This window comes from Pseudoalteromonas issachenkonii (genome assembly GCF_002310795.1).
GTDB classification, from domain to species: Bacteria; Pseudomonadota; Gammaproteobacteria; order Enterobacterales; family Alteromonadaceae; genus Pseudoalteromonas; species Pseudoalteromonas tetraodonis.
The window spans coordinates 317,387-340,491 of sequence record NZ_CP011030.1; the positions used below are offsets into that span (position 1 = coordinate 317,387).

Genomic DNA, 23,105 nt, shown 5'->3' on the forward strand with positions numbered 1-23,105 from the left:
GGAAGATTAGATTTTTTGCTTGGTTTGTAGGTAGGTATTTACTAAGGCGCTGATAACTTGACCACATTGTAATTTACCCGCAGCAAGAGAGTGAGGATGTTGCGAGGGTGCTGCTTCGCATAAATGTAAATAAGCACTGTGATGATTACTTGCAGCTAAATAAACATAATGCTCGCCATCGCTAACATCAAAACCGCAATAATTAAATGCGCTTGCAGGCATGTTGGTTAGGCTATCTAAATCAACTTCTATTCCTAACGGTGCGTTATCAAATGCGTTTAGTGCATTGTTAGTTGCCTCCGTTAAACTTATTTCTCGCCTAACATTAATCGCTTGATAGCTGGTGAAACTAAATTTTGCACTTTGCATCGCATTAAAAATTTGTTGATTATTTTTAAGCTCATGTAAGCCAATTACATGGTAACTGTTAAGGTGCTGCTCTTGATAGGCGTAGTGAAAACCATTGCCACTGTGTCTGCCTTCACACTCTCTAAAGTCGGCGTGGGGGTCTAAATTAATGGCGTTAATTGCGCTGTTTTTATATTTTGCAAGCGAGCGAATAATACCTAAGCAGTTATTATGTCCGCCACCAATAATGATGGGTTCAAGACCTGCTTTAAAAATCATGCTTAAAATTGCTTCAACCCGCACATCGACCTCAGCGCACAACTGACGTAATTGGTCTAAATCGAGAGGATTTTGGTTATCAAGCGGGTGTGCTTGTTCCATTAAGTCATCGAGGTTTACTTCGCCAAGCAGTAACACTTTTTGCATGGCAATAGCGTGATTGTGAGGTTGGTTTAAAAAGTGTTGTAAAAAAGCGGGCCAAGCATGCTGTGCTCCGCCTTTACCTAAATTGGCTCTAGGTCCAATGTCTTCGCAAACGCCCAGTAAAACAAAGCGCATACCAAACTGTGCAGCATCAGTAAGCGCTTGTTGTATATTAACGTTTGCGTCAAGTAATGCCATTGACTGCCACGCTTTTTGTTCACCTGCACGGTTAGAACAAATGCGCTTGAGCGTGCTTTCGTTATATACTTTAAGGTGTGCTGTCACGCTACAGTTCTATTATTTCTAGCTCTAATTCTTCAGCAGAAAGTACAATACCTGTACTGTCGGCATAAACAAAATCATCATCGAAAAATGATACACCCGCAAAGTTAACGCCTATGCCGCTTTCACCCGCGCCTTCACTGTCAGCTGCAACCGGAATTGATCCAATGGCTTGAATTCCTAAATCCAGTTCTTCAAGTTCATCAACATGGCGCAGTGCACCATATACAATAATACCTTGCCAATTGTTTTCAAGTGCCAGCTCAGCCAGTTCAATATCAATTAAGGCTCTGCGAGTGGAGCCACCACCATCAATAAGTAAAATCTGATCTGTACCATCTTGAGAAAGCAATTGACGGATCAGTTCATTATTTTCAAAACATTTTACCGTTTTAATGCGGCCACCAAAACTGTGTCGACCACCAAAGTTGATGAACATAGGTTCAAGCACGTCAACCACATCAGCGAAATGGTCACATAAATCAGAAGTGCTGTAATCCATTATTTTATCCTCAAAAGATACATAAGTTAGTAACTTAGTATACCCTCCTTATATTCAATAACAACGACTTAATTGCAGTAAATTTAGCCAGAAATAGAACTAAATCAATAACACGACTCATAATTTTTTAATAAAATTGTCATCTTTATAAATAAATATTTTTAAAGCTATGGGCTGAGCGCTTATAAGTGCGAGAGATTTAAGTTCTGATTGGCGAGACTGTAAAAATTAAACAATACTGTGATCAGGCCGATGATTATATTGTCCATTTGTATAAAGGGAGTTTGTTAATGGTTAAATTTTACTGGTAGCCCTTTTTTGGTTTTTAATGATAGGCATTATTGTTTATTTCATGTAGCAAAATTATGTTAATACAAGAAAGCATCACGTTATACTGAACTGGCAAATTTAATATAGGTATTTACAATGAACTTTTTACAGAATCTAACGATTAAACGTCGTTTACAATTTAACGCATTAATCGTTGGCTTAGCGATGATTGTTATGCTGTGCATCATCATTTATGAAGCACGTATTATGCTTAAATTAAATGAAACTATTCAGTACGCTGAAGAGCTAGATGTGCATGAGCTTTCGATGCGTAAATACGAAAAAGACTTTTTGTTTTACAAAGATGAGTCTAGTTTAGAGCTATTTGCACAAGAATATAAAAAACTACAATTTAAACTAGAAAAGCTATCTGTTTTATCTGCAGATTTAAATATTGCTACGGCTCAGGTCAATCAATTTTCTACGTTAGCCCAACAGTACTATGACGACTTTCAAAATGTTGTAAAACTACAGCGTAAAATCGGGTTGCACCCAAAAGACGCTTTATATGGCGAGCTGAGAGAAGCAGTTCATAAAATAGAAACATTGCTTAGTGAGCAAAATAATTACCAATTACTCACCACTATGCTACAGCTGCGTCGAGCTGAAAAAGATTTTATGCTACGTTTAGATACCAAGTATTTAGATCGATTTAATAAATTAGCAAGCGAGTTAAAACAACAAGTAAATGCTGCAGAGCTACCTAATAATTTACGCAACCAATTGGTCTCGTTAATGACCAACTACCAAAATAAATTTACTGCATTGGTAGAGGCGCAGGTGGAATTAGGCGTCGATTTAAATTCGGGTGCCCTAGGGAAAATGAGAATAAGTGTTAAGAAAAGTGATGAAGTGGTTACTTTGATCACTAATGCGACTAAAGAGCAAGTAACTGAAACGGCGCAGCAGGCGCAATTATTAGCAATAGTCATTTTTATAATTGCTAGTATCATCGTTATGCTACTTGTGTACTTGACCAGTCGTTCAATTATCCAGCCTATTGAAAAAGTTTATCAAGCAATAGATAAGATAAGACAAAACAATGACTTAAGCTTGTTTATAGAGCATAAAGGGAAAGATGAAGTAACGAGGATGACCATAGACTTTAATAGTTTAATTAGTGACTTTAAAGATCTCATCTACGAAGTAAATACGGCTCTAACAACGCTTAATATAGCAACAGGGAACCTATCTGAAACAACCTCAGCGACTAGCTCTGGTATGCAAGAGCAATTACATGAAGCGGATATGGTAGCAACCGCTGCTACAGAAATGCAGGCAACGATTCAAGATATTTCACACAATACTGAAGCCGCCGCTAAAAAGGCTGAATCGACCAATGTAAGCGCCCAGCAAGGTCAGGTTGAAGTAGAGTCAACCATTAAGCATATTAATGCCTTATCTGATTCACTTGGTAAAGCTTCCAGCGTGGTGTCTCAGCTAGAAAAAGATGGTGAAACCATAGGTTCTGTGCTTGATGTGATACGTGCGATTGCAGAGCAAACTAATTTACTTGCTTTAAATGCTGCCATTGAAGCGGCGAGAGCGGGTGAACAAGGTCGTGGCTTTGCGGTTGTTGCAGATGAAGTGCGCTCACTTGCACAGCGTACGCAGGAGTCAACCAGCGAAATAGAAGGCATTATTAACACCCTACAACAGCGTACTCAAGAAGTTGTGAGTATCATGCACCAATGTCGTACTCAAGGTGGCGAAAGTGCTACACAAGCAACAAAAGCGGGTGAGCTGCTAGGATCAATTACCATTGATGTGCAAACTATTATGGAAATGAGTACACATATTGCTACTGCTATTGATGAGCAAAGTCAGGTGGCTTCTGAGGTAAATAAAAACGTGGTCCGTATTCGAGATATTGCAGAGGGGGCTGCGGCTCACTCACAAACTAATGCGCAAACCAGTGAAGAGGTCTCTGAGCAAGCAAGGGTACTTCATCAAGCAATTTCAAAATATAAGGTTTAACTACTAACAGAAAAAAGTGGCTTAATTGCCGCTTTTTTCTCATTCACAGAGTATAAGTTCAGACTAAATACTAGGGGACAAACTTTATGGGTACGCTGTCTTTGTTGTTTTCATGTTGTTTAACACGCTCTAAATACGTATCCCATAAGCTTGTTTGTTCAGCTTGTAATTTAGCAAAATATTGCCAGCTGAACAGCCCGCTGTTATGGCCATCGTCAAACTCTAAACGTAACGCGTAATGCCCTACCGGCGTAATGGTTTTAATGCCCACTGCTTGTTTATTTAGTACTAACTTCATAGGCTCAGATCCATGGCCTTGAACCTCTGCTGAGGGGGAGTGTACCCGTAAAAACTCAGCGCTAAATATAACTTCAGAGTTATCATCAAAATAAACATCTAAATTTTTACTCACACTATGATAGTGCACTTTTGTAACTTGTTTCATCGTCATCTCGCTTACAAAAAAGCCTCCATATTGGAGGCTTTTAGTATAACTGTTTGTGTTTTCAATTAAAGAATAAAACGACTTAAGTCTTCATCTTCAACTAGCGCACCTAAGTGTTTTTCAACGTAGGCGGCATCGATAACAAGGCTTGAACCCGCTTTTTCAGAAGCGTCATATGAAATCTCTTCCATTAGCCTTTCCATAACTGTATGAAGGCGACGCGCACCGATATTTTCGGTTTTTTCGTTTACTTGCCATGCCGCCTTAGCAATACGCTCAATTGCGTCGTCGCTAAATTCAATAGCGACTTGCTCTGTTTTGAGTAGCTCGCGTTGTTGCTCAGTAAGTGACGCGTGTGGCTCAGTTAATATACGTTTAAAGTCATCGGCTGTGAGTGCTTCAAGTTCAACACGAATAGGTAAACGGCCTTGTAACTCAGGGATCATGTCTGATGGTTTAGACATTTGGAATGCGCCTGAGGCAATAAACAACATGTGGTCAGTTTTTACCATGCCGTGCTTAGTATTAACGGTAGAGCCTTCAATAAGCGGAAGTAAATCACGTTGTACACCTTCACGACTTACATCTGGGCCAGAGGCTTCACCACGTTTACAAATTTTGTCTATTTCATCAATAAACACAATGCCGTTTTGCTCTACTGCAAAAATGGCCTGTTCTTTTAATTCTTCAGGATTAACCAGTTTACCGGCTTCTTCTTCAGTAAGTAACTTAAACGCTTCTTTAATTTTAAGCTTACGCTTAGTGCGTTTATCACCACCCATGTTTTGAAACATTCCCTGTAACTGGTTGGTCATTTCTTCCATACCAGGAGGAGCCATAATTTCAATATTAGGTTGAGCTTGGGCTAAATCAATATCAATTTCTTTGTCATCTAATTGGCCTTCGCGTAACTTTTTACGAAACGATTGGCGTGTCGATGAATTTTCATCGCGCTGAACTTCACCGTATTGATCTTTCGCTGGAGGCAGTAATACATCTAATATACGTTCTTCAGCCGCTTCTTCAGCGCGATGTTTGAACTTTTTAGTTTGTTGCTCTCGTGTCATTTTAATTGAAACATCAACTAAATCACGGATGATAGTTTCAACTTCTTTACCGACATAACCTACTTCTGTAAATTTAGTGGCTTCAACTTTAATAAAAGGTGCGTTGGCAAGCTTTGCTAAACGACGAGCAATCTCAGTTTTACCTACACCCGTAGGGCCAATCATTAAGATATTTTTTGGCGTTACTTCTGCGCGTAAGTCTTCGTTTAACTGCATACGGCGCCAGCGATTACGAAGGGCAATAGCAACCGCTTTTTTCGCTTTAGCTTGGCCAATAATATGTTGGTCTAGCTCATGAACAATTTCTCTTGGGGTCATATCAGACATAGCGAGTTCCTATTACAATTCTTCGATAGTTTGGAAGTTATTCGTAAATACACAGATGTTGCCAGCAATTGTTAGACTTTTCTCTACAATTTCACGAGCACTTAAGTCGGTATTTTCTAATAAGGCGGTTGCAGCTGATTGCGCAAAGTTACCGCCGCTGCCAATTGCGATTAGGTCGTTTTCTGGTTGCACCACGTCACCGTTGCCGGTGATAATTAGCGAAGCTGTTTCATCAGCAACAGCAAGTAAAGCTTCAAGTTTACGCAGGGCACGATCGCTACGCCAATCTTTAGCCATTTCTACAGCAGCTTTAGTGAGGTTACCTTGGTGCATTTCTAATTTGCTTTCAAAACGTTCGAAAAGAGTAAAGGCATCAGCAGTGCCGCCAGCAAACCCAGCGATAACTTTGCCATTATAAAGGCGTCGAACTTTTCGGGCATTGCCCTTCATTACTGTGTTACCAAGAGATACTTGGCCGTCACCACCAATAACAACTTTGTCATCACGGCGTACACTTACGATTGTAGTCATGTTATTCCTCATCATCGCGCTGTAAGGGGCAGCGCGTAAAAAACGATTATGAAGAGGTTATATGGGTGAATGGTTTAAATTCAAGTCCAGCCCCAAATTCCGCAGCCGACAATATTAATTCGTTTAAGTTTGTTCTTGTCACTTTCTGCATGACGCTTGGTTTCATAAGGCCCTAAACGCACTTTGTACCAAATACCATTGCTGCCTGTGGTTTTTTTGATTTCTGAAATTAATCCTGCAAAGGCTATTTTAGCTTTTAAGGTTTCAGCTTGCTGATGGGTTCTAAATGAACCACATTGCATGACATAAGGGCCTTTTTGTTCAAGTTCTTTTACTTCAACCTGAATCTCATGCTCTTTAATTTCTTTAATAAATTTAGGTGGCCGCGGTTTAGCTATTTCTACTTGTTTTTCGGGTGTTGGATTTGCTTGCTTTTCAACAAGCTCTGGATCGGCATTGTTTTTAACAAACCAGAGTCCGTATGCAAAACCACCGACTAGTAACAAGGCAATAATGATTAACAAAAACGGGAAGGGTTTTTTAGCCGGCTCTTGTTTAGTGTTTTTTCTATTTTTTGGTTTTTTATTAATATAATCGTGCTGTGCCATGGTGTTATATGTGGCCTTACCTAAATCATGTCTGTAGGGTCTACGTCTAAACTCCAGCGAACTTTTTGTGCAAGTTTGCTAGTGCTGAGATAATCAACCATTTGCGCGAGATACTGATGTAGTATGCGTCGATCTTGCGCTTGAATATGTAATTGAAAACGATACATTCCCGCAATTTTTTCTAAAGGCGCGGGGATCGGTCCGAGCAATTGTATACCAGATACCCCATTGACAGGAACCAAATCCGTTAGAAAGTCGACGACTTGCTTTATGTTATGCCCTTGTGCGCGAACAATTGCCATACTCGTAATAGGTGGCAACTGTGCATCACTTCGCTCAGTGAGTGCAAAGCGGGCAAAATCTTGATAGCCATTATTAACTAAGTCTTGTAATAACGGGTGCTCAGGAAAGTGCGTTTGTAATAATACTTCACCGGGTTCGCCAGAACGTCCCGCGCGTCCTGCAACTTGTGTTACTAATTGTGCTAAATGCTCAGTAGCCCTAAAGTCACACGAATACAAACCACTATCGACATCTAAAATAAGTACTAGGCTAACATCAGCAAAATGGTGGCCTTTTGCCAGCATTTGCGTACCAACTAAAATACGTGCGCCGCCTTGGTTTATTTCATCCAGTGCTTTTTCAAGGCTACCTTTACGCCGAGTTGAGTCACGGTCGATACGGCTGATCGGGGTGTCTGCAAATTCACTACTTAAAAACTCTTCTATTTGCTCGGTGCCTTTGCCGTTAGGAAATATTTGCGTACTACCACAGTCAGGGCATTGATGCGGTACATGATATTGATCGCCACAATGGTGGCAAATCATTTGGCCTATTGCCTTATGAAAAGTCGCACTGGTGCTGCAGCGGTTACATTCACTCAACCAACCACATTCATGACAAATCAAGGTAGGAGAAAACCCACGGCGATTTAAAAATACCATCACCTGCTTTCCTCTATTTAGGTGCTGGCGCATTATTGCAAGACTGGCATGCGCAATACCGGCTCGATCAGGCTGACCTTTCATGTCGAGCAGCTTAAACTGATTATCGGTGGCGGTTTGTGCGCGCTCACTTAATGTAAGCAACTGGTATTTGTTATTAATCGCTTTATGCAGTGTTTCTAGTGCTGGCGTGGCGCTACCTAAAATAAGTGGAATTTGATGCTGATAGGCACGATACGCAGCTAAATCACGGGCATGATAGCGTAAAGTGTCTTGTTGTTTAAATGAGGCATCATGCTCCTCATCAACCACAATCATCCCGAGCTTTAAAAATGGCAGAAAAATACTCGAACGGGTACCTATAACAATGGCGCAACTGCCTTTTTCACAAAAGCGCCATGTTTGCAGACGCTCGTTATCGGTTAATGCCGAGTGCCATAACATAATAGGGGTGTCAGGAAAGCGACGTCTAAAACGATTGACCGTTTGAGGCGTTAGCCCGATTTCAGGAACGAGCACTAACGCCTGTTCGCCACGTTTTAATACTTCTTCTAGGCATTGCAGGTAAACTTCGGTTTTTCCGCTGCCAGTGACACCTTCTAGCAAAAAGCTATTAAACCCCGTACTTTGATTAATTGCAGTGCAGGCAATGGCTTGCTCTTTATTCAAACGAGGTTTGCTGCCAACCGTTGGCGAGGTATGTTGCCATTGATTGTCGTGCTCAATGGTTTGAATTATTAGCTCTTTATCTAAAAGGGTATCAATGGTTTTTTTATTAAACCCGAGGGCTTTGAGTTCGGTTAATGATGATTTACCGGATGCTGATAATTGCTTAAGCAAATTAAGCTGTGTTTTAGCTTTTAAAGACGGTAAAAGTGCCCCCTTTTCGCTTAATGTCACCATGTTTATACTGGTTTTATCAGGGCACTCACCTTGGCGCAGTGCACTGGGCAATGCAATATGAATAGTTTCACCGAGTGGATAGCAATAATAACGCGCTGTAAATTTCAGTAGCTCTAAATGCTGCGCAGATAACACCGGTGAGTCGTCAATAACTTCAATAATAGATTTTATTTTGCCTTCGGGGACTGCTGTTTCCGCTTTTAAGCTAAGAATAACCGCTACTTTACGTTGATTACCAAAAGGGACTAACACGCGCATACCAGGCTGTAATTGAGTCAGCGGTACTAATTGCTCATCCACTTTATAATCAAAGGTGCGAGGCAAGGGGACTTTTATTGCAACTTCAGCAAAACGCATAACAACTCAACCAATTAACGTAATGGTTTAATGTACTAAAAATAGCATTAAAAGCCTACCGACAAATCAGTAATGAATAGGTGTTTGCCGACTTTTTAGCAAAAAGGGTAATTAAAGCTTGTGTGCGTGCGGGTTGTTGGATAAAATTCGCGGCCAATAAATTTGTTTTAACGACGTATGGTGCCAGACTTCGGGTTTGGAGAGCGATGCGGCCTTAACTAGAGGTTCCTATGAAAGAAGGTATTCACCCTAAGTACGAAGTAATTTCTGCAACTTGTTCATGCGGAAACAAATTCGAAACTCGTTCTACTCTGTGTAAAGACATTCACTTAGACGTATGTTCTGCGTGTCACCCGTTTTACACTGGTAAGCAAAAGATTTTAGACACTGGCGGCCGTGTTGATCGCTTCAACAAGCGCTTCGGTGCACTTAGCAGCAAAAAATAATTTTTTGTTTCTATGTAAAAAAAGCACCTTAGGGTGCTTTTTTTGTGGCCAAAATTTACTTTCCTACCTGCTTTATTAGCAATTTTGTATTTATTTTTTTTTGCATAACTATTTCCTGTTCTTATTCTGAGTATGCATAAACATTTGCAGACAAAACAGCCAATATTCTCTATATTTTTATTTGTTAAACTTTAAAGATGGTACTCAAATGCAGGTAACGTGAGGTTATTTGTGTTTAAAGTTAAATAAAATTCGGTATTTCACTATTTTAATTTAAGACTAAAAAATACGCTTTATAAAAATAGAACAAGGGCAAAAAGTACCTGTGTTTTTCATTTTTATGACGAATTTATATTTTAAAAATGTCAGGATAATCTAGGGAAGTTGCTGATAAATCACTTAAAATTAACAGTTCTAGCATATAACAGGATAGACCTGATATTGCTTGGAATTTAAAAATAATAAAGGTATCGTAGATTAAAACTACCTCTCACTTTAACTTAAATTGCAGGATATAATCGCGTTATGTCAGATTTTCGTGAACAAGCACTACATTACCATGCCCATCCCGTTCCAGGTAAAATCAGTATTGAGCTGACCAAGCCCGCTGAGACGGTTAAAGACCTCGCGCTCGCATACAGCCCCGGTGTCGCAGAACCTGTTCGTGAAATTGCCGCTGATCCAGCAAATGCCTACAAATATACTGGTAAAGGAAATATGGTTGCGGTTATTACTAACGGCACCGCAATTTTAGGCTTAGGTAATTTAGGTCCACTGGCTTCAAAACCCGTTATGGAAGGTAAAGCGCTACTATTTAAGCGTTTTGCAGGGTTAGACTCTATAGATATTGAAGTTAAGCACCGTACTACCGAAGACTTTATTAACACGGTGGCTAATATTGCCGACACCTTTGGTGGAATTAATTTAGAAGATATTAAAGCGCCCGAGTGTTTTGAAATAGAAAAAGCGCTTATAGAGCGTTGTAGCATTCCTGTTTTTCATGATGATCAGCATGGTACGGCTATTGTAACGGCTGCGGGTATGCTAAACGCGCTGGAAGTACAGGGCAAAGCAATTGAAGATGCAATTATTGTATGTTTAGGTGCCGGCGCTGCAGCTGTTGCCTGTATGGAGCTTTTAATTAAATGTGGCGCGTTGCGTGAACATATTTATATGTTAGATCGCAAAGGAGTTATTCATACGCGTCGTGATGACTTGAATGAATATAAGCAATTATTTGCAAACAATACCGATAAACGTACTTTACAAGATGTAATTGAAGATGCCGATGTGTTTGTGGGTGTATCGGGCCCTAATTTATTAGCCCCTGAAGATTTAAAATTAATGGCTGATAGACCCGTGGTATTTGCTTGTTCAAACCCCGATCCTGAAATCGATCCGCAATTAGCACACGCTGCACGTAACGATTTAATTATGGCTACAGGTCGCTCTGATTATCCGAATCAAGTTAATAACGTATTGTGTTTTCCGTTTATTTTCCGTGGTGCGTTAGATGTACGTGCCAGTGAAATAAACGACGAGATGAAAATTGCTGCTGTAGAAGCAATTCGCAGTATTGCTAAAGAGCCCGTGCCGACTGAAGTGCTTACTGCCGCAGGCATCGACAAATTAGAGTTTGGTGCTAAATATATTATACCAAAACCAATGGATCCACGTTTGTTACCACGTATAGCTAAAGCGGTTGCGCAGGCGGCGGTTGATTCAGGTGTGGCACAAATTGATATGCCAGAAAACTACATGACGTAATTGTTAAGTGTAAATTAGCGCAAAAAAAACCTCAGCATTTGCTGAGGTTTTTTTGTATAAAGACCCTTCTAGTCTTCATTTAAAATAGGCACTTCTAGTCCCATTTCTTGCATTATTTTCTTCACTTCTTCAGGTACTTTTTCTGCGTTATCTTTACGCAAATCATCATCATTAGGCAGCGGTTGCCCGGTAAACGCATGCAAAAACGCTTCGCATAAAAGCTCGCTATTTGTTGCATGACGTAAGTTGTTTATTTGACGACGAGTACGTTCATCAGTTAATACTTTTAATACATTTAGCGGGATCGAAACGGTGATCTTCTTTACTTGTTCGGATTTTTTCCCGTGTTCTGCGTATGGGTGAATATATTCACCATTCCATTTAGCCATAAGATGTATCGTTGCCTCAGATTATAAATTGCTCACACAGCATCAAAGCGTGTAAATATGCGTGAAATTCTATCGGTTTAAAAAAGATAGTCAAATACTAGTTATTTAGCTATCTAGACATTTAAATGTTTTGACATCTTAAATTGCATGCGCTACCTTTTAGACGTCTAAACATCCAAATTAGTAAAGGTAGCGAAAATGAGTGAAAAAAATAAGGCAACAATTGCTGTTCGTAGTGGAATAGAAGCCGACAAACAGCATGGTGCGGTTGTTCCACCGCTTTATTTATCAACAACTTACTCATTTGCTGACTTTGATACAAAGCGTCAATATGATTATGGCCGCAGTGGTAACCCTAATCGTGACATTTTGGCTGAGGCGCTCACGGAGCTTGAAGGTGGCGCTAAAGGCATTATTACCGCAACAGGCATGGCAGCCGTTCACCTAACAACACAATTACTTAATAGTGACGATACGTTAGTGATCCCTCATGACTGTTATGGGGGCAGCTATCGCTTATTTACTTCGCTAGAAAAGCGCGGCTTATTAAAACTAGAAGTGGTCGATTTTACCAAAAGCGACAGTTTGACACGCATCCTTGCTATTAAACCTAAGCTGATTTGGATTGAAACACCTAGCAATCCTATTTTACGCTTAACAGATATTAAAGCGGTAACTGATACAGCTAAACAGTGTGGTGCACTGGTTGCCGCCGACAACACATTTTTATCGCCAGCATTACAAAACCCGATTAAGTTTGGCGCTGATATTGTGGTGCACTCAACCACAAAATATATCAATGGCCATTCAGACGTTGTTGGTGGCGCGGTTATCGCAGCGACTGCTGAGTTAGGTGAAGAGTTAGCGTGGTGGGCAAATAACATTGGCATCACTGGCGCGCCATTTGATAGCTATTTAACGCTCAGAGGCTTACGTACGTTAAACGTGCGTTTAAGGCAACACCAAGAAAATGCACTCGCCATTGCACAGTATTTAGAACGCTCCCAGTTTGTTGCCCAAGTTTACTACTCAGGTCTTGAATCACACCCTCAACATGCGCTAGCTAAGGCGCAGCAGCTTGGCTTTGGTGCTATGGTTAGTTTTGATATAAAAGGCGATATAAACGATGCTGCAGCGTTTTTAACGCGCTTAAATGAATTTAGCTTAGCGGAATCATTAGGTGGAGTAGAAAGTTTGATTTGTCACCCTGCGACTATGACCCACGCCGGCATGGACGCAACCGCGCGTGCAGAAGCCGGAGTAGGCGACACGCTTATTCGTATCTCGGTGGGTATTGAAGATGTAAATGATTTACTCGCTGACTTAGACAGGGTATTTAATTTGGTGCGCCCAGGGCAAGCCAATCCCGGCCTATCGGCAAAAAGTGGTGCTAGTGAATCATTTGGTTCAGCAAAGTTAAACGCGGCGCATCCGGCGTTATGGTAGTGCATACCAATCTTCAAAATACAAAACATAAATGCGAGTCGGTATTAATATGGTAAATCAGGTTCATAAATTTGGTGGTTCGAGTTTAAGCTCAGCGGATCGCTTTAAAAGTGTCGCAAATATTATTTTAACTCACGCTCAAGCTGGGGATTGTGTGGTGGTATCGGCTGCCGGTAAAACCACCGATACCTTAGTTAAACTGTGGCAAAGCTACCAACAGCAAGACACTCAAGCTATTGCTGATATTGTATTGCTATTGAGCAACCATCAAATAGCTCTAATTGAGCAATTATTAATAGCTAACGCTAAGCACCATGCGCTTGATTTACTTGAAACTGAGCTCAGTATTATTACCAAGCAGGCTAAGCAAGGGACATTAGCTGAAGCTGCGTTATTAGCACATGGTGAATTGTGGTCTGCAAGGTTACTAAGCGCTTACTTAGAACAGCTTAACGTTAGCGCTTGTGCCCATGACGCTAGGCAGTTATTTACGTTAGATACCGGACAGCTGCAGCATGCTAATAATCAGCAGCAGTGCTTAAAAGCCATACAGACGAGTAAAATTAATGTAGTTACTGGGTTTATTGCGGCTGATTTACATGGTGAAACAGTGACCTTAGGGCGAAATGGCAGTGATTACAGTGCCACTTTATTAGCGCGGTATTGCAATGCTAAAAAAGTCTCTATTTGGACTGACACTCAAGGTGTTTTTAGTACTGATCCGCGTAAGGTTGCTAATGCGGTTAAGTATGCGCGAGTGTGCCGTGATCAAGCGAATTTATTAGCGAGGTTAGGTAATCCAGTATTACACGCTAAAACATTATCGCCATTAAAAGATACCGATATAGAATTAGTTGTTCGCAGTAGTTACGATCCTCAAGGCAGTCATACCGAAATAGTTAAACTAGGAATGAGTAAACAAAAACGCTTTTTAACCACAGTAAATAATGTGGATTTACTCATTGTTGATGATCTGAGTGAAGGCGAAGTAGCACATGTTAGCCAACTTATTCAGCATAGTTTGCATCACTTTGAACACGAAGGCGAAATCTACTTACTAGTCCCTGCGTCAGCGACACATCAGGTGGCTAATTATTTTGCTGGCCGCGCCAATATTAGTGAGTCAAACTTAAATGGGGTGGCGATTATTGCACCTGATCAAGAGGTAGCGCCGCTTGGTAAGCAAAGTGAAGCCTTATTACAAACACAATCTATCCAGCCTCGGTTTACCCATTACGGTGAGGGATATACGTTACTATTAACCGATCAAGTACTTGAAAGTGATGTGCTGAGCCTGTTACATGACAAGCTCATTAATAAAGCACAAGAAATAGCTTTAATTATTGCAGGACTTGGCAATGTAGGTGCTGAGTTTATGCGCCAATTACCTGCTCAACTAGCACGCTTATCAACTGATTTTAACGTCAAGTTAGTAGCGCTTTTACGCTCAGAGCAGATGTTGGTGAATGCTAATGGATTAGACTGTGAAAGCTGGCAACTTCAATGGGAAAACCATGCAAGCTCCTATAAACAAGCCGATTTATTGTCATACATAGATACTCTTGAGTATGAACATAAAATAGTGATCGACATTACCGCCAGTGAACATTTTAGTCAGCTTTATAGTAAGTTAGTTGAATTAAACTGCCATCTAATTAGTGCTAATAAATACGCGGGAACCGCATCGCTTTCGTGGTATCAAACACTACGTGAAAGCCTTGCTCAACGTGGCTTACATTGGCGTTATAATGCAAGTGTAGGGGCCGGACTACCGATTAATTTTGCCTTGGCTGATTTACAAAATAGTGGCGATAAAATAACGCGAATAGAAGGCGTGTTTTCAGGCACGCTGTCATGGTTATGCAGTATGTATGATGGCAGTAAAGCGTTTTCAGATTTAGTTCTAGAAGCGCAAGCTTTGGGGTTCACAGAGCCGGATCCTCGAGAAGACTTATCTGGACGAGATATGCAACGTAAGTTGCTTATTTTAGCGCGTGAATTAGGTATTGAATTGGAACTTGATGACATTTCTTTATCCGCTTTGATGCCCGATGAGTTAAGTGCAGGCAGCTGGAATGACTTTATTGATAATAAGGCTCGTTTAGATGCATTTATTGAGCAGCATGCGCAAGCGGCTCAGCAACAAAATGCTGCACTGTGCTACACTGGGTTATTAGAGTTTGAAAACAACACGCTAAACGCTAAGGTAGGGATTACCTATGTACCAAAAAGCGAAGCGGTTGCGAATTTGACCCCTGGCGATAATATTTTTGTGATTAATACCCAGTGGTATAAGCAAAACGCATTAGTGATACAAGGCCCCGGTGCGGGTAAAGAAGTGACTGCTGCTGGCGTTCACTCTGACTTATACTGGTTGGTACAAAATATTAGTTAGACCATCAAAAAGGCCGCTAATTTGCGGCCTTTTTACTGTTCGCTATATTTAAAATAGCTCTTCTTCAGTTTTAGTGTTTTCTTCAAATATATCATTTGGTTGTGATAACACATACTTGGTAGGAGCGGTGCCTTTTTCAAAGTATTCAAAACGGCTGGTGTAATCGTTTTTATGACTTAATAATCCGGTTTCTAAATCAATACGAATAGAAACTAAGCCTTCAGGTGGTTCGATTGGCGCAGCAGGTTTACCATCCAGTGCGGCGCGCATAAAATCAACCCATGCAGGCTGAGCTGTTTTTGCGCCTGACTCAGCACCTGATATTTGACCACTTCCTAAGTTGTTATTGTAGGTTGAGCGTCCCAGTGTATTACCTGGGTTATCAAAGCCAACCCAAACTGATGTCATCACATCGCGGTTAAAGCCACTAAACCAAGTATCTACAGAATCATTAGTCGTGCCTGTTTTACCAGAAAGATCGCGACGTTTTAGCGCTTGTGCACGCCAGCCTGTTCCACTCCAACCGGTTTTATGTGACCAGCTACCGCCACCCCAAATAGCACTATTCATTGCGCTGGCAATTAAAAATGCATTTTGTTTAGAGATGATCTGCGGCGCACAATTTGGTGCTACTTGCTCACCTAGCATTAGCGAGCTAGGTGTTGTCGTTTCATCATCACAAATAATGGTGGGATTGGTTTTAAATAACGTATTACCCATTGCATCTTGGATTTGTGAAATAAAGTACGGCTCAATTAGGTGACCGCCATTAGCAAAAGCACTCATCCCACGAGCTAATTCAAGCGGCGTAATGGATGCACTGCCTAATGCCAGTGACTCACTACGATTTATATCTTTATCGTCAAAACCAAATTTTAATAAATGATCGGCTGTTCTCTGCAGTCCAACGCCCCTTAATAAGCGTACGGAAATTACATTCTTAGATTGGGCTAAAGCACGACGAATGCGAATTGGACCATTATAAATAGCTGGGCTGTTTTTTGGTCGCCATGCAACGCCTTGGCTCTTATCCCATTGATTTATAGGAGCATCATTTAAAATTGACGCTAGTGTGTAGCCTTTTTCAAGCGCAGCTGAATATATAAACGGCTTAATATTTGAGCCTACTTGGCGTTTAGCTTGTACAGCTCGGTTATATTGGCTTTGTTCAAAACTATATCCACCAACAATGGCTTTTATGCGCCCGTCTTGTGGGTCTAAAGAAACAATGGCGCTCGCCGCTTCAGGTATTTGACTTAAAATATAGCTATTATCGTCATTTTTGCGCAGCCATATTTGCATGCCTGGGGTTAATATATCGCTTGCTGTTTCAGGCGCAAAGCTTTGGCGATAGCGTGTAATAAACTTACGTGCCCATTTTAGGTTATCCCAAGTAAGGGTTGTGCGCTCGCCGCTTTTAAGTATAACTTCAGCGCTTTTATCGCTCACGCTTAACACCGCAGCCGTTTTTAAAGGGCCAAATTCATTAACAGTTTTTAAAGTGTTTAATAATTTCGACTGCGGTAATGGCGGCTCTGTTTGCGGATCCCACAATATGGCTTCAGGGCCTCTAAAACCATGGCGCATATCATAGGCATGTAGGTTATTAACTAGAGCTGTTTGTGCTGCTTTTTGAACATCTGATTCAACAGAGGTGTACACTTTAAACCCTGAGTTATAGGCTTTATCTATACCGTAGCGTGACACCATTTCTGCTCGTACCATTTCTGAAATGTACGGCGCATATAAGTCAATTTCAGCTCCATGAAAATACGCGGTAATTGGTTGGTTAGTTGCTTCATTATACTGCGCTCTTGAAATATACTTCTCTTCAAGCATTCTTCCTAACACCACATTTCTTCTTGCTTTAGCACGTTCTGGATTACGAATAGGATTAAGTGCCGAAGGAGCTTTTGGTAAACCAGCAATCATTGCCATTTGCGCAAGAGTTAACTCTTTTAGTTCTTTACCATAATAAACTTGAGCCGCAGCACCAATACCAAAGGCACGATTTCCTAATTCTATTTTATTTAGGTAAAGCTCAAATATTTCATCTTTTGAGAGGAGGTTTTCGATATGAATGGCAATAAATATTTCTTTTACTTTACGAATGTAGGCTTTTTCTCGTGTTAAAAAGAAGTTACGAGCTAATTGCATGGTAATAGTACTGGCACCTTGCTTTTTCTCACCAGTAGAAATAAGTACTAGCGCTGAGCGCACAATACCAATTGGATCAATACCGATATGATCGTAAAAGCGGTTATCTTCAGTTGCCAAAAAAGCCTGCAATAAAGGCTGGGGAATTTGGTCTATAGTTACAGGGATCCGTCTTTTTTCACCAAATTGGTTGATTAAAAGCCCATCTTTAGTAAATACTTGCATAGGCGTTTGTAATTGCACGTTTTTTAAAACTTGCACGCTGGGAATATCGGATTTAACGTAGTAATAAAGGCTGAGCAATGTAATTAGTGCAAGTAATGCACAAATGATCAAAAATTGTAAAGTTCTTTTTAATAAAATCACTGATATTTCCCTAAACGGACTCCCAATTACAGGTTGAGACTGCTAGTATATATTGATTAAAAATTGAATAATATTTTTTAAGATATAAATTATAACTTGTTTATTATTAAAACAAAGGCAAAGTTGCAAACATGCTAAGTCAACTAATAAAAAAACCATCACCAATGATGGTAGGTATTGATATTGGATCGCACTCTATCAAGGCCGTACTTTTAAGTGAAACAGAAACTGGGCTTCGACTAGAAGCACTTGCAATTGAACCTATGCCAAAAGGCGCTATGAGCGAGCGTAATATTCAAGATATTGAAGCAATTGGTAATGTGATAATCAAGTTAAAACGAAAGCTACCAAAGTCGCTAAAATTCGCGTCTGTTGCCGTCTCTGGGCAAACCGTGATTACCAAAGTTATTTTCATGGATGTTTCCTTAAGCGACGCTGAATTAGAGTCGCAGATTGAAATTGAAGCCGACAGCTTAATTCCTTACCCACTAGATGAAGTGAGTCTTGATTTTGAAAAGCTCTCTACAAATAGTGCTGACCCGAGCAAAATAAATGTACTGCTCTCTGCCGCTAGAACCGAAAGCGTTGAAGCCAGAGTCGGTGCGTTAAGTGCTGCGAATTTAACCGCAAAAGTAGTGGACGTTGAAAGCTATGCGCTAAGTCGCGCTATGGATGTTTACTACCAACAGTTACCATCAGATGCATATGACAAAACGGTTGCAGTGGTTGATATTGGTGCTGTACTCACCTTGGTGAGTGTAGTGCAATCTGGTGAGACAATTTATACCCGTGACCAAGTATTTGGTGGCGACCAATACACAAATAGTATCGTTGCTTACTACAACAAAGGCTTTGATGAAGCTGAAATTGGCAAAACAACCGGTGATTTACCTCCAAACTATACATTTGAAGTGTTAGCTCCTTTTCAAACATCGTTACTCCAGCAGGTTCGTCGTGCTGTTCAAATGTTTTTAACCACCACAGGTAAAGAACAATTGGACTATATTGTATTGACGGGCGGCTCAGCGATGATTAAAGGCATTGATAGATTGCTGATTGAAGAATTAGGAATACACACAGTTGTTGTTGAACCATTTGATAAGATGGAAATATCCCCTAGAGTTGATCGTAATATAATACAGCGCCACCGCACTCAATTTGCAATTGCGACTGGCCTGGCGTTGAGGAGCTTTTCATCATGCCACATATAAATTTATTACCTTGGCGTGAGCTACAGCGTGAGCAGTCTAAAAAGAAATTTATAACACTTCTTATGGCTGTGGTTATCGTCTGTTTTGCTGGTATGTATATGCTGAGCGTGTTTTATGGTGCTCTAAAAGAAGGGCAAACGTTAAAAAATAATTATCTTAGTTCAGAAATTACAACGCTCGACAATAAAATTCGCGACATACGTGATCTAGACAAGAAAAAAGAAAACTTACAACAACGTATGCGTTTAATTGAAGAGTTACAAAGCAGCCGTAATTTAGGCACCCAAATAATGGATGAAGTGGCAAAAATAGTGCCTGCAGGGGTTTATTTAACCAAGCTGGAGCGCAAAGGTAATCAAATTCATGTGTTAGGCAAAAGTGAGTCTAATAATCGTTTATCTACTATGCTCAGACAGGTACAAAGCTCTTACTTATTAGAGCGCCCGACTATGCAAGGTATTGTTGCCGGCGATCAATCTTCACGTTTACTCAGCGATTTTAATATGGAGTTTTACGTAAAACCATTTGGCAAAATAGGTGAGGTACGTAATGAACCTTGATTTTAAATCGTTTACAGAAATCGATTGGAATGAAATCGAGCTCGATAACATCGGTGAGTGGCCCGTTATTGTAAAAGCAATATGCGGAACTTTTGTAGCTTGTTTGGTGTTGTTTTTTAGCTACAGCTTATTAGTGTCGGATGAAATAGACAGCTACCACAATGCGGTTGCTAAGGAAATTGAGTTACGCACAACCTACCGAACTAAATATGCAGTTGCCAGTAAGCTTGATATTTATCGTGAGCAAATGGTTGAGATGGAAGATAAATTCTCTCAATTATTAAAACGCCTACCTACTTCAAATGAGACGCCAGGATTATTGGACGACCTTTCTTATGTGGGTACAACCAGCGGGTTAACATTTTTAAAAATTGGTTGGTTGCCAGAAGTTGAAAAAGAGTTTTATACCGAGTTGCCAATTAAAATTGAAGTGGTAGGTACTTATCATGAGTTTGGCGAATTTGTAGGGAAAGTGGCTCAACTACCAAGAATTGTCAGTTTACATGACTTTTCTATTTTATCATCTGGCGAAAAGCAGCTAACATTCAGTGTAGTAGCAAAAACTTACCGTTATGAAGAGGGAGTAAGATGATGAAGCAGCTTCTCTTTTTAACCACTGCGATGTTTTTGCTCAGTGGCTGTAACGAGGATACATCGGAGCAAAAAGAATTTATTGATCAGGTTAAAGCAAATACCACGGCACGTATTGAAAAAATACCTGAGCTAGTTAAGTTTGAGCACTTTGAGTATAACGCCAAAGACTTACGTAGCCCTTTTGTAGCGCCAGAACCAGAAATTATTCAAAACAAGCTAACACAAGTTAAAAACTGTCTTCACCCAGATCCAGAGCGTGTTCGTCAGCCACTGGAGAAGTACCCATTAGATAATTTAGCAATGAGGGGCACAATAGGATCGAACGGCAAAACATGGGCGCTCATTACAGCTGCTGATGACACCTTGCACCGAGTAACAATAGGAAGCTATTTAGGCACCTATGACGGAAAAGTAAGCAGTGTTAATAGTGACTATATTGAATTAGTAGAATTAATCCCTGATGGGTCAGGTTGTTGGAAAGAACGTTTGACCAAATTAGAAATGTTAGAGGCGGCAACCAATGGCGCAAATTAATAAGAAAAAAGGTATACCCTATATGCACAAAGGTGAGTGTTCGCATCATCGTATTTTATCTGCTTTATTGTTTGTTTTTTTACTACTAATGACAAAAGCCGTAAGTGCAGCCCCTTTACTCTATGACGTTCGATATAATCCATTGCTTAAAGGTGAAACCGAATTACAGCTAGTTTTTGATGAAGAGTTGCAGCAGCAACCAGCAGTACAAGTTTTTAATAGCCCTGCAAGAATAGAGCTACTATTTGATGGGGTAGAATTAGATGAAGGGTTGACGAATATCGCTATCAACCAAGCTGGTATCAGTAACATCACGAGTATGATGACCAGTGCGGGTTTAAAAGTGACCATTAACTTGGACCGATTAAAAATTTATGAGACTGAAGTAAACAATAATTTAGTTTCTATTAGAATTTCTGATAACCCACTCACAGAGCAAATTTTAACAACCAGCGAAGATAAGCCTGCTTACACGTCTAATTATATTAACGGTATTCAAGCAATTGACTTTCGACGTGGAGAAAAAGGTGAAGCGAAAGTACTTGTTTATCTACAAGATACTCAGGCAGCTGTAGAGGTTCATGAAAGCGGTGGAAAAATCATTGCCGAGTTTCATCATACCGATATTTTAGATGATTTATTGTATGAATTAGATGTACTTGATTTTGGCACTGTGGTGAGCAGTATTGAAACGTTTAAAGAAGATAACCTTACACGTTTAGTGATTGAACCAAACACTGCATTTGCCTATACCTATCAGCAAATTGAGAATATTTTTACCTTAACGGTTGAGAAAGATGAAACGCAAAATGCCTACTTAGATGGTGGTAAAGAGTACTTGGGTCGTCCTATGACGCTTAATTTTCAAGATATCTCTGTTCGTGCTGTGTTACAGATTATTGCCGGTTACAATGATTTTAACTTGGTAACAAGCGACTCAGTGACAGGCAATATTACTCTTCGCCTTGATGGGGTTCCGTGGGATCAGGCGTTAGATGTCGTGCTTAGAATAAAAGGCTTAGACAAACGCATGGACGGTTCTATTTTAATGGTTGCACCATCTGAAGAGCTGGCTGCCCGTGAAGCAAAAGAGTTAAAAGCTAAACAGCAAGTTGAGGATTTAGAGCCACTTTATAGTGAATACATCCGCTTAAATTATGCAAAAGCAGAAGATTTTGCCGACTTATTAAAAACAGATACCAACAGTATTATTACAGCCAGAGGGAGCGTGTCTGTTGATCAACGTACTAATACGTTATTAATGAAAGACACTGCAAAAAGTATTGAAAGTGTTCGTCGTATGGTCGAAACCTTAGATATACCGGTTAAACAAGTGGTTATTGAAGCGCGTATGGTAACCGTACGTGACAACGTAACTGAAGACTTGGGGGTTCGTTGGGGGTTTAGTGATCAGCAAGGCTCAGACGGTGTTTCTGGCACATTAGAAGGAGCTGAAACGATTTCTAATGGTAATATTCCTAGTCTTTCTGATCGACTTAACGTTAATTTACCAGTGGCGAATCCATCGGCGAGTATAGGTATGCACATTGCTAAATTGGCTAACGGAACATTAATTGATTTAGAATTAACCGCCCTTGAAGAAGAAAACAAAGGTGAAATCATTGCAAGCCCACGCATTACTGCTGCTAATCAGCAAAAAGCGCGTATTGAGCAAGGTACTGAGATCCCTTATGTGGAGTCAGCTTCAAGTGGTGCAACAACCGTAAGTTTTAAAAAGGCGGTACTAAGCCTAGAAGTGACACCTCATATCACACCCGATAACAAAGTTATTTTAAATTTAATCATTACTCAAGATACCCGAGGGGATACGGTTCAAACAGGTACAGGCCCAGCGGTTGCCATCGATACGCAACAAATTGAGACTCAAGTACTCGTTGAGAATGGACAAACGGTAGTGTTGGGTGGTATTTTCCAACAGCAAATTATTAATTCGACCAAAAAAGTACCTTTATTGGGCGACCTTCCTTACGTAGGAAGACTATTTAAAAGCACTAGCGAGTTCAATGAAAAGCGCGAACTGCTGATTTTTGTCACACCTAAAATCCAAATAGACTAAATATTTAAGCTTATCTAGGTTGAATACCAGCCTAGATAGTATGGGTATGTAATTTAGTTATCGTGGTGTGAACACTCCCTATAAATGTACAATAAGACAGTATATAATTTTGATCATGT

Annotated in this window: 19 protein-coding genes; 10 read left to right on the forward strand and 9 right to left on the reverse strand. The window is 40.3% G+C overall.

The window, feature by feature from the left end; all coding sequences use genetic code 11:
• Positions 1-6: 6 nt before the first annotated feature.
• Both PISS_RS01450 and rraA read right to left on the reverse strand, forming a co-directional pair.
• Positions 7-1,056, reverse strand: coding sequence for a formimidoylglutamase (locus PISS_RS01450; RefSeq protein WP_058154059.1), 1,050 nt, complete (start codon positions 1,054-1,056; stop codon positions 7-9).
• A 1-nt stretch (position 1,057) separates the two neighbouring features.
• On the reverse strand, positions 1,058-1,555 hold the full coding sequence (gene rraA, locus PISS_RS01455) for a ribonuclease E activity regulator RraA (RefSeq protein ID WP_008115004.1): 498 nt from the start codon (positions 1,553-1,555) through the stop codon (positions 1,058-1,060).
• Positions 1,556-1,981: 426 nt separating this feature from the next.
• Between rraA and PISS_RS01460 the strand changes: the two genes are divergently transcribed.
• The gene (locus PISS_RS01460) at positions 1,982-3,862 is read left to right on the forward strand and encodes a methyl-accepting chemotaxis protein (protein ID WP_036955757.1); all 1,881 of its coding nucleotides are present in this window, start codon (positions 1,982-1,984) and stop codon (positions 3,860-3,862) included.
• A 70-nt stretch (positions 3,863-3,932) separates the two neighbouring features.
• Here the strand turns inward: PISS_RS01460 and PISS_RS01465 are convergent, their stop codons facing one another.
• From PISS_RS01465 to priA, 5 genes are all read right to left on the reverse strand, one after another.
• Positions 3,933-4,307 (reverse strand): gamma-butyrobetaine hydroxylase family protein, encoded by a 375-nt coding sequence (locus tag PISS_RS01465; protein WP_008115008.1) that lies wholly within the window; start codon positions 4,305-4,307, stop codon positions 3,933-3,935.
• Between the two features lie 65 nt (positions 4,308-4,372).
• Positions 4,373-5,701, reverse strand: a complete 1,329-nt coding sequence (gene hslU, locus PISS_RS01470; protein ID WP_013463899.1) for an HslU--HslV peptidase ATPase subunit — start codon at positions 5,699-5,701, stop codon at positions 4,373-4,375.
• A gap of 12 nt (positions 5,702-5,713) precedes the next feature.
• Positions 5,714-6,232, reverse strand: coding sequence for an ATP-dependent protease subunit HslV (gene hslV / locus PISS_RS01475; protein ID WP_008115012.1), 519 nt, complete (start codon positions 6,230-6,232; stop codon positions 5,714-5,716).
• Between the two features lie 80 nt (positions 6,233-6,312).
• Positions 6,313-6,840 carry an SPOR domain-containing protein gene (locus PISS_RS01480; RefSeq protein ID WP_028834485.1) on the reverse strand — a complete coding sequence of 176 codons (528 nt, stop codon included), beginning with the start codon at positions 6,838-6,840 and terminating at the stop codon, positions 6,313-6,315.
• A gap of 20 nt (positions 6,841-6,860) precedes the next feature.
• The gene (gene priA, locus PISS_RS01485; RefSeq protein WP_058154060.1) at positions 6,861-9,044 is read right to left on the reverse strand and encodes a primosomal protein N'; all 2,184 of its coding nucleotides are present in this window, start codon (positions 9,042-9,044) and stop codon (positions 6,861-6,863) included.
• A gap of 230 nt (positions 9,045-9,274) precedes the next feature.
• Between priA and rpmE the strand changes: the two genes are divergently transcribed.
• Positions 9,275-9,490 carry a 50S ribosomal protein L31 gene (gene rpmE, locus PISS_RS01490; RefSeq protein WP_008115018.1) on the forward strand — a complete coding sequence of 72 codons (216 nt, stop codon included), beginning with the start codon at positions 9,275-9,277 and terminating at the stop codon, positions 9,488-9,490.
• 525 nt (positions 9,491-10,015) lie between these two features.
• Complete coding sequence (locus tag PISS_RS01495) at positions 10,016-11,257, forward strand: malic enzyme-like NAD(P)-binding protein (RefSeq protein ID WP_058154061.1); 1,242 nt, start codon at positions 10,016-10,018, stop codon at positions 11,255-11,257.
• 68 nt (positions 11,258-11,325) lie between these two features.
• Here PISS_RS01495 and metJ read toward each other — a convergent pair whose 3' ends face one another.
• The gene (metJ, locus tag PISS_RS01500) at positions 11,326-11,646 is read right to left on the reverse strand and encodes a met regulon transcriptional regulator MetJ (RefSeq protein WP_008115021.1); all 321 of its coding nucleotides are present in this window, start codon (positions 11,644-11,646) and stop codon (positions 11,326-11,328) included.
• Between the two features lie 198 nt (positions 11,647-11,844).
• On the opposite strand from metJ, the gene metB reads away from it, so the two are divergent.
• The gene (gene metB, locus PISS_RS01505; RefSeq protein WP_058154062.1) at positions 11,845-13,092 is read left to right on the forward strand and encodes a cystathionine gamma-synthase; all 1,248 of its coding nucleotides are present in this window, start codon (positions 11,845-11,847) and stop codon (positions 13,090-13,092) included.
• A gap of 49 nt (positions 13,093-13,141) precedes the next feature.
• Positions 13,142-15,487, forward strand: coding sequence for a bifunctional aspartate kinase/homoserine dehydrogenase II (metL, locus tag PISS_RS01510; RefSeq protein WP_058155444.1), 2,346 nt, complete (start codon positions 13,142-13,144; stop codon positions 15,485-15,487).
• Positions 15,488-15,535: 48 nt separating this feature from the next.
• Here the strand turns inward: metL and PISS_RS01515 are convergent, their stop codons facing one another.
• On the reverse strand, positions 15,536-18,010 hold the full coding sequence (locus PISS_RS01515) for a penicillin-binding protein 1A (protein WP_058154063.1): 2,475 nt from the start codon (positions 18,008-18,010) through the stop codon (positions 15,536-15,538).
• Positions 18,011-18,141: 131 nt separating this feature from the next.
• Between PISS_RS01515 and PISS_RS01520 the strand changes: the two genes are divergently transcribed.
• The 5 genes from PISS_RS01520 to PISS_RS01540 are packed head-to-tail and all read left to right on the forward strand — an operon-like array spanning position 18,142 to position 22,986.
• Complete coding sequence (locus tag PISS_RS01520) at positions 18,142-19,221, forward strand: pilus assembly protein PilM (RefSeq protein ID WP_013463905.1); 1,080 nt, start codon at positions 18,142-18,144, stop codon at positions 19,219-19,221.
• Entirely contained in the window at positions 19,209-19,781 is a 573-nt protein-coding gene (locus PISS_RS01525; protein ID WP_008115031.1) for a PilN domain-containing protein, read from the forward strand. The genes PISS_RS01520 and PISS_RS01525 overlap by 13 nt, the downstream gene beginning before the upstream one ends.
• Entirely contained in the window at positions 19,771-20,373 is a 603-nt protein-coding gene (locus tag PISS_RS01530) for a type IV pilus inner membrane component PilO (RefSeq protein WP_008115035.1), read from the forward strand. The genes PISS_RS01525 and PISS_RS01530 overlap by 11 nt, the downstream gene beginning before the upstream one ends.
• Positions 20,373-20,909 carry a pilus assembly protein PilP gene (locus PISS_RS01535; protein WP_008115036.1) on the forward strand — a complete coding sequence of 179 codons (537 nt, stop codon included), beginning with the start codon at positions 20,373-20,375 and terminating at the stop codon, positions 20,907-20,909. The genes PISS_RS01530 and PISS_RS01535 overlap by 1 nt, the downstream gene beginning before the upstream one ends.
• On the forward strand, positions 20,896-22,986 hold the full coding sequence (locus PISS_RS01540; protein ID WP_013463907.1) for a type IV pilus secretin PilQ: 2,091 nt from the start codon (positions 20,896-20,898) through the stop codon (positions 22,984-22,986). Before PISS_RS01535 ends, PISS_RS01540 begins: the two co-directional genes overlap by 14 nt.
• Positions 22,987-23,105 lie beyond the last annotated feature (119 nt).